The sequence below is a fragment of the Cytobacillus gottheilii genome (assembly GCF_001636345.1).
Classification (GTDB): domain Bacteria; phylum Bacillota; class Bacilli; order Bacillales; family Cytobacillaceae; genus Cytobacillus; species Cytobacillus gottheilii.
Genome location: NZ_KV440945.1, coordinates 3,060,567 through 3,078,739, shown reverse-complemented (window position 1 = coordinate 3,078,739; position 18,173 = coordinate 3,060,567). Strand labels below are relative to the sequence as shown.

General features: G+C 38.2%; 14 protein-coding genes. 9 read left to right on the top strand and 5 right to left on the bottom strand.

Annotated features, from left to right (window positions below; all coding sequences use genetic code 11):
* Nucleotides 1-21 precede the first annotated feature (21 nt).
* From A6754_RS14850 to A6754_RS14825, 6 genes are all read left to right on the top strand, one after another.
* Nucleotides 22-1,602, top strand: coding sequence for a peptide chain release factor 3 (locus A6754_RS14850; RefSeq protein WP_066447275.1), 1,581 nt, complete (start codon nucleotides 22-24; stop codon nucleotides 1,600-1,602).
* Nucleotides 1,603-2,458: 856 nt separating this feature from the next.
* Nucleotides 2,459-3,841: a Na+/H+ antiporter NhaC gene (gene nhaC / locus A6754_RS14845; protein WP_066447270.1), complete on the top strand. Its 1,383-nt coding sequence runs from the start codon at nucleotides 2,459-2,461 to the stop codon at nucleotides 3,839-3,841.
* A gap of 233 nt (nucleotides 3,842-4,074) precedes the next feature.
* Complete coding sequence (locus tag A6754_RS14840; protein WP_082851697.1) at nucleotides 4,075-7,344, top strand: efflux RND transporter permease subunit; 3,270 nt, start codon at nucleotides 4,075-4,077, stop codon at nucleotides 7,342-7,344.
* Between the two features lie 222 nt (nucleotides 7,345-7,566).
* The gene (locus A6754_RS14835) at nucleotides 7,567-8,049 is read left to right on the top strand and encodes a hypothetical protein (RefSeq protein WP_066447268.1); all 483 of its coding nucleotides are present in this window, start codon (nucleotides 7,567-7,569) and stop codon (nucleotides 8,047-8,049) included.
* Between the two features lie 400 nt (nucleotides 8,050-8,449).
* On the top strand, nucleotides 8,450-9,178 hold the full coding sequence (gene sigI, locus A6754_RS14830) for an RNA polymerase sigma factor SigI (RefSeq protein ID WP_066447265.1): 729 nt from the start codon (nucleotides 8,450-8,452) through the stop codon (nucleotides 9,176-9,178).
* The gene (locus A6754_RS14825) at nucleotides 9,175-9,864 is read left to right on the top strand and encodes an anti-sigma factor domain-containing protein (RefSeq protein WP_066447259.1); all 690 of its coding nucleotides are present in this window, start codon (nucleotides 9,175-9,177) and stop codon (nucleotides 9,862-9,864) included. The genes sigI and A6754_RS14825 overlap by 4 nt, the downstream gene beginning before the upstream one ends.
* Nucleotides 9,865-9,951: 87 nt before the next feature.
* Here the strand turns inward: A6754_RS14825 and A6754_RS14820 are convergent, their stop codons facing one another.
* The 4 genes from A6754_RS14820 to A6754_RS14805 all read right to left on the bottom strand — a co-directional run bounded on the left by A6754_RS14820 (nucleotide 9,952) and on the right by A6754_RS14805 (nucleotide 14,205).
* Complete coding sequence (locus A6754_RS14820; RefSeq protein WP_066447256.1) at nucleotides 9,952-10,143, bottom strand: alpha/beta-type small acid-soluble spore protein; 192 nt, start codon at nucleotides 10,141-10,143, stop codon at nucleotides 9,952-9,954.
* A 117-nt stretch (nucleotides 10,144-10,260) separates the two neighbouring features.
* Nucleotides 10,261-11,595 (bottom strand): (Fe-S)-binding protein, encoded by a 1,335-nt coding sequence (locus tag A6754_RS14815; protein ID WP_066447253.1) that lies wholly within the window; start codon nucleotides 11,593-11,595, stop codon nucleotides 10,261-10,263.
* Nucleotides 11,592-13,004, bottom strand: coding sequence for a glycolate oxidase subunit GlcD (gene glcD / locus A6754_RS14810; protein WP_066447250.1), 1,413 nt, complete (start codon nucleotides 13,002-13,004; stop codon nucleotides 11,592-11,594). The genes A6754_RS14815 and glcD overlap by 4 nt, the downstream gene beginning before the upstream one ends.
* Nucleotides 13,005-13,101: 97 nt before the next feature.
* Nucleotides 13,102-14,205: a CdaR family transcriptional regulator gene (locus A6754_RS14805; protein WP_066447248.1), complete on the bottom strand. Its 1,104-nt coding sequence runs from the start codon at nucleotides 14,203-14,205 to the stop codon at nucleotides 13,102-13,104.
* Nucleotides 14,206-14,439: 234 nt separating this feature from the next.
* On the opposite strand from A6754_RS14805, the gene A6754_RS14800 reads away from it, so the two are divergent.
* The 3 genes from A6754_RS14800 to A6754_RS22820 all read left to right on the top strand — a co-directional run bounded on the left by A6754_RS14800 (nucleotide 14,440) and on the right by A6754_RS22820 (nucleotide 16,377).
* On the top strand, nucleotides 14,440-15,804 hold the full coding sequence (locus tag A6754_RS14800; protein ID WP_066447245.1) for a TrkH family potassium uptake protein: 1,365 nt from the start codon (nucleotides 14,440-14,442) through the stop codon (nucleotides 15,802-15,804).
* A 268-nt stretch (nucleotides 15,805-16,072) separates the two neighbouring features.
* Entirely contained in the window at nucleotides 16,073-16,231 is a 159-nt protein-coding gene (ykzP, locus tag A6754_RS23025; RefSeq protein ID WP_180320232.1) for a protein YkzP, read from the top strand.
* The gene (locus A6754_RS22820) at nucleotides 16,228-16,377 is read left to right on the top strand and encodes a hypothetical protein (protein ID WP_156495806.1); all 150 of its coding nucleotides are present in this window, start codon (nucleotides 16,228-16,230) and stop codon (nucleotides 16,375-16,377) included. The genes ykzP and A6754_RS22820 overlap by 4 nt, the downstream gene beginning before the upstream one ends.
* 53 nt (nucleotides 16,378-16,430) lie before the next feature.
* Here the strand turns inward: A6754_RS22820 and A6754_RS14795 are convergent, their stop codons facing one another.
* Nucleotides 16,431-18,173 (bottom strand): B12-binding domain-containing radical SAM protein, encoded by a 1,743-nt coding sequence (locus A6754_RS14795; protein ID WP_066447241.1) that lies wholly within the window; start codon nucleotides 18,171-18,173, stop codon nucleotides 16,431-16,433.

The following is an 18,173-nucleotide window of genomic DNA, read 5'->3' as shown; positions in this document are numbered from 1 at the left end:
TGAAAGTTGTGAGGAAGATACATGTCTAAAAATTTAAAAGATCAAGTTTTATCAAGAAGAACATTTGCTATAATATCCCACCCGGATGCAGGCAAAACAACATTAACGGAAAAGCTTCTGTTATTTGGCGGAGCGATTAGAGATGCTGGAACTGTAAAGGGAAAGAAAACTGGTAAATACGCAACCAGTGACTGGATGGAAATTGAGAAGCAGCGTGGAATTTCTGTTACGTCAAGTGTCATGCAGTTTGATTATAATGGAGCCCGCGTAAACATTTTGGATACACCTGGTCACCAGGATTTCAGTGAAGACACATATAGAACATTAACGGCTGTTGATAGTGCAGTCATGATCATTGATTCTGCAAAAGGGATAGAAGCTCAAACACTAAAGTTATTTAAGGTTTGCCGTATGAGAGGTATTCCTATTTTTACATTTATTAACAAACTTGACCGCCAAGGAAAAACACCATTGGAACTTCTTGCAGAGCTTGAAGAAGTAATGGGAATTGAATCATATCCAATGAACTGGCCGATTGGAATGGGAAAAGAATTCCTAGGCATTTATGATCGTTTCAATAATCGGATTGAACAGTTCCGTGTGGAAGAGGATGAGCGCTTTATTTCTCTGAATGATGAAGGAGAGATAGCGGGAGCCCACGATTTAAAGGAATCTGGCTTATATGAACAGACTTTAGAAGAAATTATGCTGTTAAACGAAGCAGGCAATGAATTTTCTAGAGAGCGCATCCGAGACGGGGAATTAACGCCTGTATTTTTTGGGTCTGCACTGACAAATTTCGGCGTGCAAACCTTCTTAGAGTCTTATCTGCAATTTGCTCCATCTCCGCAGCCGCGTAATTCAACGGAGGGAGAAATTGATCCATTGTCAGAGGATTTCTCAGGATTTATCTTTAAAATTCAAGCCAATATGAATCCTGCTCACCGTGACCGGATTGCTTTTCTGCGCATTTGTTCTGGTAAGTTTGAAAGAGGCATGAATGTAAATGTTCCACGTCTCAGCAAACAGATCAAGTTAGCTCAATCGACTCAATTTATGGCAGATGATCGCAGCACGGTAGATGAAGCTGTAAGTGGAGATATTATAGGGATCTATGATCCAGGCACCTATCAAATTGGCGATACCTTGACAGTAGGAAAAAATAATTTCCAATATGAACGATTGCCGCAATTCACGCCTGAGTTATTCATGCGTGTAACAGCAAAAAACGTGATGAAGCAAAAGCATTTTCATAAAGGCATTGGACAGCTTGTGCAAGAAGGGGCCATTCAGCTATTTAAAACGGTTAAAACAGATGAATACCTGCTTGGTGCTGTAGGACAGCTGCAATTTGAAGTATTCGAACATCGCATGAAAAATGAATACAATACTGAAGTGTTTATGGAACGTTTAGGTTCTAAAATCACGCGCTGGGTTGAAAAAGAAGACATAAATGAAAACCTCTCCAGTTCACGCAGTTTACTTGTAAAAGATCGATATGACAAGTACGTATTTTTATTTGAAAATGATTTCGCACTACGCTGGTTCCAGGAAAAAAATCCAGATGTAGCATTATATAATCCAATGGACACTCAGTCGTAAAATAAAGAGTTTGGACATGAGCTTTGAACCGAACTATATATGAGGCTGGGACATAAGTATTTAACACTCTCATAGAACCGAATGGTTAGGAAGTCATCTTTCTAATCATTCGGTTTTTTTACGATTATAAAATGTATTTTATTAGCAGAGTGAAATGGAGCGGAGGACACTCGACTCCTGTGGGCAATAGAGGAAAAGCTGAGACCCCGCAGGAGCTTGCTCCGAGGAGGCTTAGCTTCCTCCCCACGGAAAGCGAGGGTCCGCAGCGCAATGGAACGGACTTGTTTAAATACCTAAACCAAGATATTGAATGTTCGTTTTTTAGAAAGATTAATTTCGTTTTTCCCAGCCTCTTTCGGTTTTTTTATGCAAATTTGTATTCCTTAAAAAATTCTTGACACATTCAAAGGGAGCAGATATAGTTTAATTATTAAATAACACTTTAATACCTAAAAGCGTTTAAGTGAAAAAGTAGATATACAATGTCAGCAGCGAAGAGTAGAATTATGGGTGTGCAGCAGCCAGAGACTGAATAGACGGTGAAAATTCAGGCAGCCTTTATTTCCAAGTACAACTGTGAAAAAATGACATTAACGAATGAAGTGGATAAAATAATGGTTTCCATCTAGAAATCCCTATTTATCAATTAGGGTGGTAACGCGGAGCTATTTCGTCCCTATTTCTACAGGGGAAAAAGCTCGGCTTTTTCTGCTTGCACTTTCGGAAAGTATAAATTAGAAGCATTATTGATGATACGACACAGCAGCTAATTTATATGAAAGTACAAGTGCATCTATCTCTAGCATTTTATAGGACACTTAAAGGAAATGCTTGAATGTATTGTGGAGGGATTTTTATGCAGCATGTTAAGTCAGCACAAGAGATATCAGTCTGGGAAGCAATCATCATCACCATTTTGGTGATAGGAGGAGTTAGTTATTCGATTATCGGATTAGAGGTAACTCCTCATATTCCCATTATCTTCGCCATCATTACATTGATTCTATATGGTTTATGCAAAAGGGTGTCAGTTTCAAATATTGAAGAAGGAATATTTGAAGGAGCAAAATCTGGAATTGGCGCAATCTTTATCTTCTTTTTCATTGGCATGCTAATTAGCAGCTGGATGGCAAGCGGAACGATCCCTACTTTTATTTATTTGGCTTTAGAGACCGTAAATGGCCAATTCTATTATGCAATTGTTTTTATTGTTACAAGTCTAATTGGTTTAAGCATTGGCAGCTCGCTTACGACAGCAGCGACTTTGGGCGTAGCGTTTATGAGCATCAGCAGTGCTTTAGGATTATCAGACGCTATAACTGCAGGGGCAGTTATTTCTGGTGCCTTTTTTGGCGATAAAATGTCCCCGCTGTCTGATACAACGAATTTGGCATCTATGATTGTAAAAGTGGATTTATTTGAACACATTAAGAACATGGCATGGACAACAATTCCTGCTTTTGCATTGTCCTTTATCTTTTTTGCATTTCTTTCACCACAGGAAGCCTCTGCGGATTTTCAGACCATAAGTTTATTCAAAGAGACGTTAAAGGATTTAGGCTTTATTAAATGGTATTCTCTCATTCCCTTTGCGATTTTAGCCTTACTGGCAATAAAAAAGGTGCCTTCTATTTTAACTCTTTCAGCTGGAGTGATTTCAGCGGCAGCCTTGGCCTTTTTCGTTCAAAATGATTTTTCTTTTTCTGCCTTAATGACGATTCTGTTTGCAGGATTCCAATCTGATACGGGGGTAGAACAAGTTGATTCACTTTTGAATAGAGGAGGTATGGAGAGCATGTTTTTCTCTATCTCTCTTGTATTGCTTGCTCTGGGGCTAGGAGGTCTATTTATTAAGCTTGGGATCCTTCCAGCCTTATTAAAAGGCATTCAAAATCATTTGAAAAAGGTTCCTGTTCTTATTACTGCGGCAGCTTGTACGGCGATTGGAATTAATATAACAATAGGTGAACAGTATCTGTCCATTTTGCTAACAGGCAGTGCGTTTCAAAACGCATTTACGAAAGCTGGCCTGCACCTGAAAAATTTATCGCGAGTATTAGAGGATGCAGGGACGGTTATTAATCCGTTAGTTCCATGGAGTGTATGCGGAGTGTTCCTAACAGGTGTTTTAGATGTGTCAACAATGGAATATCTGCCATTTGCGTTCTTTTGCTTGTTATCTCCAGTGCTCACGATCCTTTATGGAATCACGGGACTTACGATTAAAAAGAACAGTTAAAGGGAAAATCGTTTCACTAAGAATAGAGGCTGTGAGCTCATAAGAAGCTCTCAGTCTCTTTTTTATAAAATAACTAAGCCTCTGTCTGCGTCCTTGCAGGATTTTCCAATCAAACAAGTTTTATATTTGTCATAAAATCGCTACAATTGTTAATTGCCTGTTCCTTGCATCTATAGTCTAGCTTTTTATATAGTAAAGGTAGACTATGATACATTCTTGAGAGGGGACATTTGGTGCAAATAAGTCAGTTTTCGATAAAGAGACCTATATTTACGATTGTAACAATGGTATTAGTGCTTGTATTAGGAGGAGTTTCACTTCTTAATATACCGCTTAAATTAATTCCGGATATTAATCCGCCAGTCGGTGTTGTTGTAACCACCTATGCAGGAGCAAGTCCTGAAGAGGTAGCAGACAAAGTGACAAAGCCATTAGAGGAAAGCTTGAGTACGCTGCCAGGCTTAAAAACAATGACAACCACGTCACAGGAAAGTGCCAACATGACTTTGCTGGAATTTTCCTGGACAACAGACATTGATGAGATTCAAACAGAAGTAATTCAAAGATTAGATCAGACCGAAATGCCTGAAGATGCAGAACGGCCGCGTTTTTTGAAGTTTGATCCCTCCCAGTTTCCCATTATTCAACTATCTTTAAGTGCGAATGAAGATGAAGAAACTTTAAGAGAGCTTGCTGATCAATTAAATCTTGAACTGGCCAAAGTAGATGGTGTCGCGAGTGTAAACACATCCGGTACAGCAATTAAGGAAGTTCGGGTCCAGCTTGATCAGGAAAGACTTGAAGAATATAAGTTGAGTCAGGCTGATGTTGTCGATGTAATTCAGGCAAATGATATCTCGCTTCCTGGAGATACGATTTTAACAAATGGAAAAGAATTAACAACGAGAATTATCAGTACTGTAAATTCAATTGAGATGCTGGAGGATTTAACTGTTACAGCTGACGGATCAGGAAATCAGATAACTCTGGCGGATATTAGTGAGGTAGAACTCGTAAATCAGGATGATCGAACCATTACAAGAACCAATGAGGCACCATCTGTACTGCTTAGTGTTCTCCAGCAATCGGATGCCAACACAGCTCAAGTATCTGATGCATTTACAGAAGCATTAGATGAGCAGCTGCAAAAAGAGCAGTTTGACCATATAGAAGCAGATATTTTGTTTGATCAGGGTGATTATATTCAGCTGGCGATCAGCAATATATCCAGCTCCCTTGTTGTTGGGGGAGTACTTGCAATGATTGTGCTGTTTTTCTTTTTACGAAGTGTAAAAAGTCCGCTTATCATTGGAATAGCGATTCCTTACTCAGTCATTTTTACTTTTGTACTGATGTATTTTTCAGATTTCACCTTGAATATTATGACATTAGGCGGACTTGCTCTCGGAATTGGGATGTTGGTCGATAATGCAATTGTCGTTATTGAAAATATTTACCGCCACCTTTCAATGGGGAAAGATCCTAAAACAGCAGCAAGAGACGGAGCAAAAGAGGTTGGCACGGCGATTACAGCATCTACGTTAACAACTGTTGCTGTGTTCCTGCCAGTTGCTTTTATTACAGGGATTATTGGCGAACTATTCACTGAGTTTGCGTTAACCATATCATTCAGTTTATTTGCTTCGTTAATTGTTGCATTAACAGTTGTACCAATGCTTGCGAGCCGCCTTTTGAAAGCGCCAAAAGAAAATCTTGAAGCGAAAAGACAAGAATCTGCACTGTTAAAATGGCTTGAGGGGTCAGTAAAATGGTCCTTAAAACACCGTGCCCTTGTTTTAATCAGTTCTTTAGTGCTTTTAGCTGCAGGAGGATACGGCATTTCTACTGTAGGCACTCAGTTTTTGCCCAACACTGATGAAGGCTTTTTCTCCATTCGGGTTGAATTGGAAAATGGTACAGCCTTGACTGAAACAGAAAAGGTCATTGCAGCGTTAGAGGCTGAGCTTGAAGACGAGACAGATGTAGATACGTATGTTTCATTAATTGGAACAACCCAGGAAGGGTCTTTTAGAGGATCAGGCAGCCCTAATATCGCAGAAGTATACATTAAAATGAAAGATTTGGAGGAACGAGAGCGTTCAACCTTTGAATTTGCTGACGATGTAAAAAGCGGCTTAGAAAGTGCTGCTCAAAATGCTAATGAGAGTGCCGAACTTTCATTTAGTCTGCAATCATCAACAGGTTCTGCTCCGAACACATTATCCTTTAATGTGCGTGATACAGACTCAGCTCGTCTAGATGAAGCTACAGAGCAAATTTATAACGCCTTGTCTGAGCTTGATGACGTAACTGAAATTTCTACCGATGTTATGGATACGGTCGAAGAAATTCAAATTACGGTTGATAAAGAAAGAGCTCTTCAGCAAGGGCTGGCGCCAGCACAAATAGCGATGGCTGTAAATGATGTTACACGCGGCAATATGGCCACGCAGATGGTAACCGAAAACTCTGATATCTATGGTGTTTATGTTGAATATGATAGAGAAGTGACACAAAATCTCGATAACTTAAAATCATTGCTGATCAAGAAACCGGATGACACATATATACCGCTTAGTGATGTAACAGAAATTACGCAAGGAGAAGGTCCTGTTAATATAAGAAGAATTAATCAGCAGGATGCGATTGGCTTTAATGTTCAATATAATGCAAATACAAATATGGGCGCATTTTCAAACCTTGTGGATGAAGAAATTGAAGCTCTTGATTTGGCTGAAGAGACACAAATAGTCTTTAGCGGAGATCGAGAACTGCTTGAGTCTTCCATTGATGATATGATTCTGGCTTTTGTATTGGCGATCATCTTTATTTATCTGGTGATGGCAGCTCAGTTTGAATCATTGAAATATCCGTTTGTTATATTATTTACAGTGCCTTTAATGGTAATTGGTGTTTCCATTGCTTTAACCATTACTCGGACTCCTGTAAGCTTAACGGCTATTATCGGATTAATTGTGCTTGCCGGGATCGTAGTTAATAATGCCATCGTGATTGTCGATTACATTAATCAGCGAAAAGAAGCGGGTATGAAGACTTATGATGCTATTGTTTCATCAGTAAAGGATCGTGCTCGACCGATTTTGATGACAGCCTTAACCACTATATTAGGATTAGTGCCTCTTGCTCTAGGGCTAGGCGAGGGAGCGGAAATAAACCAGCCGATGGGAATTACGGTTATTGGCGGCTTAATTAGCTCCACATTCTTAACTTTATTTGTCATCCCAATCATATATAGCTTATTTGACAAGGATACAAGAAGGTTAAATAAAGTGTATGCAACACCAGATGGACAGCTGATTCCTGCTTATCTATTGGAAGAAAGGGCAGTAGTACCTCCGGAAGAAAAGCAGCCGGCTGAAGAAGAACTGCCTGTAAAGGACGATAAAAGCTATTCAAAAAAAGATATGGAAAACATGCTTGAAGAACTGCTGAAGATTGTAAAAGATACCGATGATCATAAGAAAAACGATAATAATCTTTAATATGATTATGGAGAACAAGATTTAAAATACCTTAAACTAAACTCTTTTCAAGTTAGTGTTTCTATGCACTTAGCTTGAAAGGAGTTTTTTGTTTTAAGAAAGCTTATTCTCAGAATATACCTTTAAAATTTTATTATTTTAGGAAATTAACTGGAATCTTTATGATAATTATGTCTATTCCAGAGCAACATAACAGTATACAAACGTAGCTGGTGATAATGGATGAAAAAAATGGGAAAACTTGAAGCTGTATTATGGAGCATCGCCTTACCAGGCTTTAGCCAATTATTAGCGAAGCATTTATGGAAAGGCACATTATTTGTTGTGCTTGAATTTCTAGTAAATGTTTATAGTAATTTTAATGCAGGCATAATGTATAGCTTCTTGGGGGAGATGGATAAGGCAGTGGAAGTAATGAATTTCCAGTGGCTCATGTTTTACCCTTGTTTGTATATGTTTGCTATGTGGGATGCATATAAAATTGCGATGCCAGAGAATGAGGAGCTATCTTTTCTGCCATTTGTTTTTTCTGCCTATTTTGTCACAGTAGGACTCATGTATTCAACAGAAGTAAGATTATTTGGCATATTTTTTGGTCCAGTTTTTTTACCAATGATGGGGGTGATTCCTGGCGTGATTACAGGGCTTATTATTCGGTGGATTATATTAACGGTTCGCAAGGCGAGAATGAAAAAGGCTGTATAAATTCATTATGCATTCAAATATGATCAAAAAATATACGTTATAAAAAAGCTTTGGATCTTGAAAGAACGCAAAATATAATGTAGATACTAGCTGAGATCATAGTATTTCAGCCGAAGTTAACCTGAACAATTAGCAGATATTTGTATAATTATCTGTCTTAAGGTTCGGGTTTTTTGCTGCTGTTAGAATGGCTGAAAATGAAATTGTAACAACTGCGTATTGCAGGATAATCTTTTATCGGTCCCAGCCAACTTTTTTTAAAAGTACCCCCACAGCCTAAAAGTTCGGAACGAAATAATATAGTTGTTTAAGGATAGGAACTTCAGTTTTGTCAGTTTCCATCATGTCATCCATAAGCAAATCCATATGATATAATATTGCTTGGAATGAGGTGAGACCAATGCTAAGTCTCTTGTCCTGGAAAAAAAGTAAACAGTCGTTAGAGGATACAGTCCGACAAATACAACAAGGAGATGCTGAACTTCAAAATGAGCTGATACAGGCTTTTAAGCCTTTCATTGCCAAGACGGTTTCTTCTGTTTGCAAAAGATATATCCATGAATCAGATGATGAATTTAGTATTGGCCTGATCGCTTTCAATGAAGCCATAAACCAGTTTAGCGAAAAGAAGGGGAGGTCGCTTTTATCTTTTTCTGAAATATTGATAAAAAGAAGAGTGATTGACTACATAAGACAGCAGGCAAAATATACAGATACTTCCTATAGTTCGGTTGAAGATGGTGATTCTCCATTCAGTCAGGATCATTATTCATTGGGGAATTTTAAGCAGCAATCCGATACGGAAGCTAGAAGAGAGGAAATTCTCCATTATAAAAAAGTTTTAGAGGAGTTTGGAATTTTGTTTTCTGAGCTTGCAGATCTTTCACCTAAACATTCAGATGCCCGCAGAAAAGCTATACATGCAGCACAACTTATTGCTGCTGATGAAAAAATGAGCGAAGCACTGATTCAGAAGAAAAAACTGCCCATTAAAGACCTTGAAAAAAAGCTGGACGTTAGCAGAAAAACAATTGAGCGCAACCGAAAATATATAATTGCTGTCAGTCTGATTTTTCTTGGCGATTATATTTACTTAAGAGATTATATTAAGGGGGTGCTTGAGCCATGAAAAAAGGGGTCATTATAGACATAGATTTAGACTCCATCACACTTTTAACACCCGATGGAGACTTTGTTAAAACTTCCAATAAAGGTCAATCTTATTTAATTGGAGAAGAAATTGAATTTACCTCACCAGAAACATTGCGAAAAGGGAGGTTCAGCTTAAGCTCTTATTTCACTGCACTCAATAGAGGAGCAGTCCTGATTGCAACCCTGCTTATTGCCATCATAACTTCGATCGCCATTCCTTTTATTCATGATACAAAAACATATTCATATGTTTCAATTGACACTGAATCAAGCCTTGAAATGAAATTAAACAGCGAGAATAACGTTATTGATATCGTACCTTTTAACCAGGCTGGAGCAGCAGTAATGGACAACCTTAAAGAGTGGAAAAACACTCATATAAAAAATGTTGCAGCAATGGTGATTGTAGAGATGAATGAACAAGGATACCTTGAAACCAATGAGCCCCTTGTTATAGCAGCGGTTAAAAATGGTGAAAGTGATAATGAATCATATGATCAGCTGCAAAGCGAATTATTGGCTGTGAAATCGGAAATTGCAGAAGCAGCAGAGGTTGATATGGAAGTCATCTATGGAACATTAAGTGAACGTAAACTCGCTAAGGAAAATGGTCTAACTGTAGGGTTATATAAAAGCTCCGCTCAAGATGAGCAGGAAAACTAAGAAAACTTTGCATGTTCAATAAAATTATAACAAATCACATGTAAAAGTCCGGTTCTGCAAGGGAACCGGACTATTTCCATATTTATTTTATTTACCAGATAATTGAGATTGAGCTTGCTTTACAAGCCTTTTCGTAATTTCGCCGCCAACAGATCCGTTAGAACGGGCAACCGTATCAGAACCAAGCTGAACACCGAATTCTTGTGCAATCTCATATTTCACTTGATCTAAATATTGATCGATTCCTGGTACTAATAATTTATTGCTGCTTCTAGCCATTCATATCCACTCCTAAAGGTCGATTTTATATATTTCAACAGAGGGATGATTTCTCTCTGTAATAGTTAGTTTCTATAAACATCGTTTTTTCATGAGTGGTAAAATTTTCGCATTCTTTTAAGAAATTTGTGAGGTTGCTGCTTCATATAATAAATCTGCTATATGAACGGCTTTCATACGATCTGATAATCCTTCTTTTTCAATGCCAAGTTTCATTTGCAGCAGACAGCCGGGATTAGCTGTCACAACGATAGCTGCATTTGTATTCTTCGTATGCTCCATTTTACTGTCAAGAATCTTCATGGACATTTCGGATTCAATAATATTATAGATCCCTGCAGAACCGCAGCAGCTGTCAGCCTTCTGCATTTCCTGATAATGAGCACCTGTTATTGATTGAAGCAATAATCTTGGTGCAGAAGATGTCTTCATCACATTGCGCAAATGACATGAATCCTGATAAGTGACTGTTACATTTTGCATAGACAAAGGTATTTGAACGTGAAAATCCATTTCAACAAGTATTTCGGTTACATCTTTAATTTTTGCTGTAAATTGACGTGCTCGTTCGCGCCATTGGTCATCATCCTTAAGCAAGTGGTCATAATCAATTAAAAATGCACCACAGCCGCCTGCATTCGTAATGATATAGTCTGCTCCCAAGTCCTCAAAAGCTTCGATATTTCTTTTGGCCATTTTCTTTGCTGTGTCCTTTTCTCCGCTATGTCCATGCAGTGCCCCGCAGCATGCTTGTTCCTCTGGAATAGCAATTTCACAGCCAGCCATTTGCAAAAGCTTTAAGGTAGCATTGTTTGTGTCAAGAAACATCGTATCCATTAAACAGCCTGAGAAAAAAGCTACTCTCTTTTTCACTTCTGTAGTGGCCTTCAGCTCTGTTGGACGAGATTTCATTTCTTTTAGACTTGGCGCTTTTGGCAGAACCTTTTCCATTGTCGCCAGATGGGCTGGAAATAGGTTCATGAGTCCGGTTTTTTGCGTGAGGGCCTGCAGTCCGGTACGCTGGTAAAAACCAAGTAAACCTACAGCCATTCTCATACGATTTTGATGTGGAAATAAGCCTTCAAAGACAGTTTTTCTCAGTGCTCGGACGGGAAGAGAATGTCTTTTATTCTGATTGATGATATCCCGTGCTTCCTCGAGCAAATGACCATAATTAACTCCTGATGGACAAACCGGCTCGCACGCACGGCAGCCAAGGCATAAATCAAGTGTTCTTTCCACATCTTCATCTGGTTCGATGATTCCATCTGCAACAGCCTTCATTAAGGCAATCCGGCCTCTTGGAGAATGTGATTCCTTATACCCTGATTCAATATAAGTTGGGCAGGAAGGCAGGCAGAATCCGCATCTCATACAGTTTAATAATTCATCTTCATTCATTCGTTCCTTAAAGTGGTTTTGAATTTCCTGCTGTTCTTTTACTGTAGTCATTTTGCTACCACCACTCTTTTACGGTTATCTTTGGCAAACATTTTTCCTGGGTTTAAAATGTTGTTTGGATCTAGGCCGGATTTTATTGCCTGCATGGCAGCTATTCCTTCAGATTTTAGCTTTAACTCCAAATAAGGCGCTTTCATAATGCCGACACCATGCTCGCCTGTGATAGTACCGCCTAATTCAATCGCTTTTATGAATATATCTTCAAATGCTTTTTCGACTCTTTCCATTTCATCTTTATTACGCGCATCAGTTGTACAGGTAGGATGCAAATTACCGTCTCCAGCATGTCCGAATGTACATATAGTTACATTATGCTTTAGGGCTATTTCGTTAATGGCTTTTACCATATTGGCAATTTCAGATCTTGGAACAGTGGCATCCTCCAAAATCGTTGTTGGGCTTAATCGAGCCAGTGCTGAAAGCGCTGCTCTGCGTGCGGTGCGAAGTGCTTCAGCTTCAGCTTCTGTTTGTGCTACTTGAACAGAAATGGCCATTTCTTCTTCACAAATCTTTGCTATATTTAAAATGTCTCTTTCAACAACTTCCTTTGGTCCATCCTGTTCAATAAGGAGAACTGCTTCAACATCTGTCGGCAGGCCGATTTGTGCAAAATCTTCAACAACCTTTAATGTTGGGCGATCTAAGAATTCCAAAGTGGCAGGGATGATTTTTGCGGAAATAATCTTCGAAACCGATCGTGCTGCTGCTTCCATATCATGATAAAGAGCCAGAATGGTTTTCTTCGTTTCAGGCATAGGAATGAGCTTTAAGGTTGCTTCTGTGATAATCGCTAAAGTTCCTTCCGAGCCAACAAGCAACCTTGTAAGGTCATAGCCTGCCACGTCTTTTGCTAATTTGCCTCCAGTACGGATAATATCGCCATTCGCCAAAACAGCCTCAAGTCCGAGAACATAGTCACGCGTTACGCCGTATTTTAAGCCGCGAAGGCCTCCGGAGTTTTCATTTATATTGCCGCCAATCGTTGAGATCTTCATTGAACTTGGATCTGGAGGATAAAAGAATCCCTTTTCCTCTGCTTTTTGGATGAGATCTTGTGTAATTACCCCAGGCTGAACGGTCATTGTTAAATTATCTTCATCAATTTCCAGAATTTCTCGCATATGTGTAAAGAGAAGAACAAGGCCGCCTTCTTTTGGACATGTACCTGCACATAAGTTAGTACCCGAACCTCTTGGAACAATGGGAATTGCATATTCGCTGCAGATTTTCATGATTTCAGAAACTTCTCCTGTGTTCCTTGGTTTCACCACTGCGTCTGGCATTGCTTGAAAATTAGGAGTTGCATCATATGAATAAACGAGTCTTTCTGTTTTTGAATCTTCGAAATTTTCACTGCCGACTATCTGAATAAGCCTCTGTTTTACTTCCGGCTGGATCATATTACCCTCTCCTTTGTAACTTCTACCTTATTTAAGTATAAAAAAAGCAGGTGCTAACCTGCTATGTATAAACAAATGAAATTTATAGGTTATTTGCTCAACTTTTTGTAGATTTCTCCAATATTAAAAAAGCTAAATAAAGTGCTGACGCATCATAGATTTGATTTAAGCTTAATCCAGTTAAAGTTTTTATTTTATTTATTCTGTAATGAAGGGTATTTATATGAATATGGAGGGCTTCCGCTGTTTTTTTCAGAGAGTGATTTTGCCGAAATAGTTCTTCCATTGTGATCAACAAGTCCTCTTCTTCTAGGATTGGGGAAAGGGTCTTCTCAAGATAATCTTTCTTTGTTTCAGCAGATAATTCGTCAAGAATCAGTTCGAGAATTAAATCTTCATCAAAACAGAAATATTGATCATCTACAATTGATTTTAATGCCCGCTCTGCCTGCTGCAGCGATTGAGTTACATGGATGCCATCAACAGCCCTTCCCACACCGGCATGAAGTCCAGGGATTATGCTATTGCTAAATTGGATAAATCTTTTAATTTTTTCTCTTGATTGAATGGTTTCGGTAACCTCAAGCAATAAAATCATCCGTTCATTTCCCCAGCGCACAAACAGGTCATTGCTTTTCTTTTCCGGCCATTCGAGCAGCTGCACCCATTTATTTCGTAACAGAGGCTCCATATGCTGAGGCCACTGGAGCAGGATGATTTGTCTTTTGCTTTCAAGATTAATTTCTAATAAACGTGCCCGCTCTAAGAAGGATGCATCCATGGTTCTTTGCTGCAGCCATTCAAACACAAATCCTTCGAGCGCACGCGTTTCCCATTGGAATAGTTCGGAATAATGATTTTCCCGAATGAGCAGCTCAGTCATTTTTTGAATGATGACACCAAATGGAGAAACATGAGAGGGAGAACCCGTAATTCCGATGACACCGATGACTTCATTATTTAAAAACACAGGCAGGTTAATTCCTGCTTTAACACCAGCGAGGTGCTTTTCGTCCTCTTTTGTAATGATGCGGGATTCTCCATCTTTTGCTGCCAGCAGTGCACCTTCATGGTAATTTCCTATTCTTCTTTTATCGGTGCTTGCCATGATCGTGCCGCTCTTGCTCACAATAATAATATCTTCCGATAGCAGTTTTTTTACTTCAGTTATAATTTTTTCTGCCAGATGTGCTGATAACATGATAAAATAGCACCTGCCTATTCATTTGACCTAAAGGATATCTTTTAGTTAAAATTGAACGTCTTGGAAATACTTTGTTATATAGCTGATACTATGAGATTGAATTAAATATCAATTCATTGTGATTTTATTATGACATAATGTATTTTCGCTAGGAAGTTTTTATTATTGCTTTTAAAATTAGGCTGAATTCTTTATGATAGTTGGTAGACAAGGCTGAAAGGACGTTTAGAAATGTGGATAAAACTGCGGGGCTGGCTGAATAAGCGTACGCCTGCACAAGTAATATCGGGTTATTATTTATTAGCCGTATCAGTGGCGGTGGCCCTATTGCGTTTGCCTGGTGTTCACTTGCCTGGGGTAGAGGTTGCATTTATTGATACAGTTTTTACAGCGGTTAGTGCCGTTAGTGTAACAGGTTTAACGGTCGTTGAAATATCGGAAACATATAGCTTACTTGGATACTTTGTCATTATGTTGATTTTGCAATTTGGCGGCATAGGCATTATGGCATTAGGGACATTTTTCTGGATTCTTTTAGGAAGAAAAATCGGGCTGAGAAGCAGACGCTTAATCATGGCCGATCATAATCAGTTTGCATTATCAGGCTTAGTGAACTTAATCCGCGAAATTATTAAGATTATTCTTGTTATTGAGCTAGTAGGTGCCTTTATTTTAGGTTTTCATTTTCTGAAATATTATGGAACATGGGAAGAAGCCTTTTTACATGGTTTATTCGCTGCTGTCAGTGCCACAACCAATGGAGGAATGTCTATTACAGGCAATTCTTTAGTGCCATTTGCAAATGACTATTTTGTACAACTGATTAATATCATTCTAATCACATTAGGTGCTATCGGTTTTCCAGTATTAATTGAGGTAAAGGAATACTTATTTACAAAGCGTTCTGAGCTAAATTATTCATATCGCTTTTCTTTATTTACAAAGCTGACAACCGTTACCTATGCTTGTCTGCTGATTTTTGGAACTGTTATCATATTGGTTTTGGAATTTCAGCATTACTTGAAAGATATACCTTGGCATAAAAGCTTTTTCTATGCTTTTTTCCAATCAGCAACAACTAGAAGCGGCGGGTTATCAACCATGGATGTGAGTGAGTTTACGATGCCAACCCTTCTGATCTTAAGTTTTTTAATGTTTATTGGGGCATCACCAAGTTCTGTAGGCGGAGGGATTCGGACAACAACCTTTGCTTTAAATATCTTATTTATTTATCATTTTGCCAAGGGAAATCGGGAAGTGAAGATTTTCCGCCGAGAGCTTCACGAAGCTGATATATTAAAATCTCTTGTAATCACTATTCTTGCTTCGGGGATGTGCTTGTTGTCAGTCATGATTCTAAGCATTACTGAGTCGCACTTAGAGTTAATTGAAATCATCTTTGAGGTTTCCTCAGCATTTGGTACAACAGGTCTTTCAATGGGCATAACACCTGAACTAAGTTCAATTGGCAAAACGGTGATTATGCTATTAATGTTTATAGGAAGGATCGGACTCACATCCTTCATATTCATCATTGGCGGCAAAATGACAAAACCAAATTATCACTATCCAAAAGAGCGAGTGATTATTGGATAATAGAATGAAGCAGAAACATTAAATTACTTTATAAACCCGATCGATTAGCAGAACCTTTAATTAAGGAGCTGTCTAGGCGGTCGGGTTTTGTTTTGATTTTGAAGAGGGTATAAAGCGCACGTTTAATTAATTAATGAAAGGACCTTTTCACTTTTAAATATAAAAGCTTGCGAATCGAAAAAGTTTTCTCACACAAAAAGCATGTCTTTCTGCCAAAAGTAGCACAATATAGAGGTAACAAAGCTAATATATGAGGAGGATACAGCACATGGCTAAACGCAAAGCACAATTTGATGCAGTTGAAAAATACAGCAAAACACCAAAAGAAAATTTGCATGAAACAGAATTCTCAGCAGAATTTAGTTCTGGAGAGAATCCCATGAAGGGTGCAAACCGAAATTCGAAAAAGGGAAAACAAGGCGAATGAAGAAAAAACAGCGTGATACTTTTAATAAAACAGAAAATGCAAATGTGGAATTCGGCATCGAATTTAGCGGAGGAATGAATGCATCAAAAATGTTTGATATTCCACATATGAGCAAAAAAGAAAAAGATACAAAAGAGAAAGACTGATAATAGCAATTTATGATATCAAAAACAGCCTAGCAAAGAGCTAGGCTGTTTTGTTATATACCTGTATAAAAAATAGACGGTTTCTCTGTTTTTGGATCAAAGTAAACAAGCATCGCTGATGGTGTCTCATCAATGATTTCATCATGAAAGTATGATTCAAGACGAAAAGATAGTGTATCAAGCATCGTATGTTTATACAGCTCTTTTTCAGTGAGCTCCAGCTCTTTAAACTCATTGCCTAAAATCGAAGGATTTTCAATAATTGAACGATATAGAGAAGAACGTTTATCCTGTGTAAATGACTGCTTCCACCAAGGTTTTCTTGGTTTATATTTTTGCTTAGACAGGTAATCAAATTTCATTAACCCTTCAATAATAGGAAGCTGCTTGACTTGTGTATTCTCCAAAAATTCATAAAGGCGTTTATATAAATCCTCGAGCTGGTGGCCAATCCTTGACCAGCCTTTTTGTTCCCAATAAGTTCCGAACTCCTGGAAAAAGTCGAAAGGAGTTTGGAATACATGTGAAACCAAATATTCCACTGTAAAGTCCATGCGGTGATCGTTCCAGTACTTTTCCAGCACATCCTCTACTTGTTTAATTTTAATAATTTCATCAAAGCTTAATACATTATTCCCGAGTATTTCATACGGAGAATGATCCATATAGATATAGTTATGCTTTTCAGCGTCTAAGCGGAGACCTGTTCCGCGCAGCATTTTTAAAAACCCTAGCTGAAGTTCCTCTGGTCTCATAGCAAAAACATCATTAAATGTCTGCTTAAATGAGTCATAATTTTCCTCAGGCAAACCTGCAATGAGGTCTAAATGCTGGTCAATTTTACCGCCTTCTTTAACCATAGTGACCGTACGGGATAACTTAGCGAAATTCTGTTTCCGTTTAACAAGTTCATTTGTAAAATCATTGGTTGACTGCACACCAATTTCAAATCGGAATAAACCTGGAGGAGCTTCCTTGTTCAAGAATTCAATGACTTCTGGACGCATGATATCTGCAGTAATTTCAAACTGAAAAACTGTTCCAGGCAAATGCTCATCAATTAAAAACTGGAACATTTCCATTGCGTAGCTTCTGCTGATATTAAATGTTCTGTCAACAAATTTAATTGTTTTAGCACCGTTTTGCATTAAATAACGGATATCATCTTTTATTTTTTCGCGATCAAAATAGCGAACACCAACCTCAATAGAAGAGAGACAGAATTGGCAGCTAAATGGACAGCCTCTGCTTGTTTCAATATAAATGACCCGTTTCGAAAGATCTTTTTGGTCTTCTTCAAAACGGAAGGGAGAAGGAAGTGTTTTTAAATCCAGCTTGTTTCGCTGCGGATTGATTTTGACCTTGCCATCTTTTCTAAATGCAATGCCAAACACATTTTCCAGCTGCAGATCCTCATGCAGTTCTTTCAGTAGCTGTTTAAATGTTTCTTCTCCTTCACCAAGAACAATATAATCAAATTCATTAACGTTTTCCATCCAATGTAAAACATCATATGAAACCTCTGGACCGCCAACAATGATTTGAATTTCAGGATCTATTTTCTTCAAAATTTTAACCACTTTAATGGTTTCTTCAATATTCCATATATAGCAGCTGAAACCAATGATTTTCGGCTTTTTGGAAATCAGATCAGTAACAATATTCATAACTGGATCTTTAATGGTATATTCAGTGATCTCAACTGGATACTCAGGCTCTGCATATGCCTTTAAATATCGGATCGCAATGTTTGTATGAATATATTTTGCATTTAAAGTTGTAAGAATTGTTTTCAT

Bases quoted from the DNA above. Each gene is read 5' to 3' on its own strand.
- A6754_RS14850 (WP_066447275.1), top strand. From the start codon at position 22: ATGTCTAAAAATTTAAAAGATCAAGTTTTATCAAGAAGAACATTTGCT.
- nhaC (WP_066447270.1), top strand. From the start codon at position 2,459: ATGCAGCATGTTAAGTCAGCACAAGAGATATCAGTCTGGGAAGCAATC.
- A6754_RS14835 (WP_066447268.1), top strand. From the start codon at position 7,567: ATGAAAAAAATGGGAAAACTTGAAGCTGTATTATGGAGCATCGCCTTA.
- sigI (WP_066447265.1), top strand. From the start codon at position 8,450: ATGCTAAGTCTCTTGTCCTGGAAAAAAAGTAAACAGTCGTTAGAGGAT.
- A6754_RS14825 (WP_066447259.1), top strand. From the start codon at position 9,175: ATGAAAAAAGGGGTCATTATAGACATAGATTTAGACTCCATCACACTT.
- A6754_RS14820 (WP_066447256.1), bottom strand. From the start codon at position 10,143: ATGGCTAGAAGCAGCAATAAATTATTAGTACCAGGAATCGATCAATAT.
- A6754_RS14815 (WP_066447253.1), bottom strand. From the start codon at position 11,595: ATGACTACAGTAAAAGAACAGCAGGAAATTCAAAACCACTTTAAGGAA.
- glcD (WP_066447250.1), bottom strand. From the start codon at position 13,004: ATGATCCAGCCGGAAGTAAAACAGAGGCTTATTCAGATAGTCGGCAGT.
- A6754_RS14805 (WP_066447248.1), bottom strand. From the start codon at position 14,205: ATGTTATCAGCACATCTGGCAGAAAAAATTATAACTGAAGTAAAAAAA.
- A6754_RS14800 (WP_066447245.1), top strand. From the start codon at position 14,440: ATGTGGATAAAACTGCGGGGCTGGCTGAATAAGCGTACGCCTGCACAA.
- ykzP (WP_180320232.1), top strand. From the start codon at position 16,073: ATGGCTAAACGCAAAGCACAATTTGATGCAGTTGAAAAATACAGCAAA.
- A6754_RS22820 (WP_156495806.1), top strand. From the start codon at position 16,228: ATGAAGAAAAAACAGCGTGATACTTTTAATAAAACAGAAAATGCAAAT.
- A6754_RS14795 (WP_066447241.1), bottom strand. From the start codon at position 18,173: ATGAAAACAATTCTTACAACTTTAAATGCAAAATATATTCATACAAAC.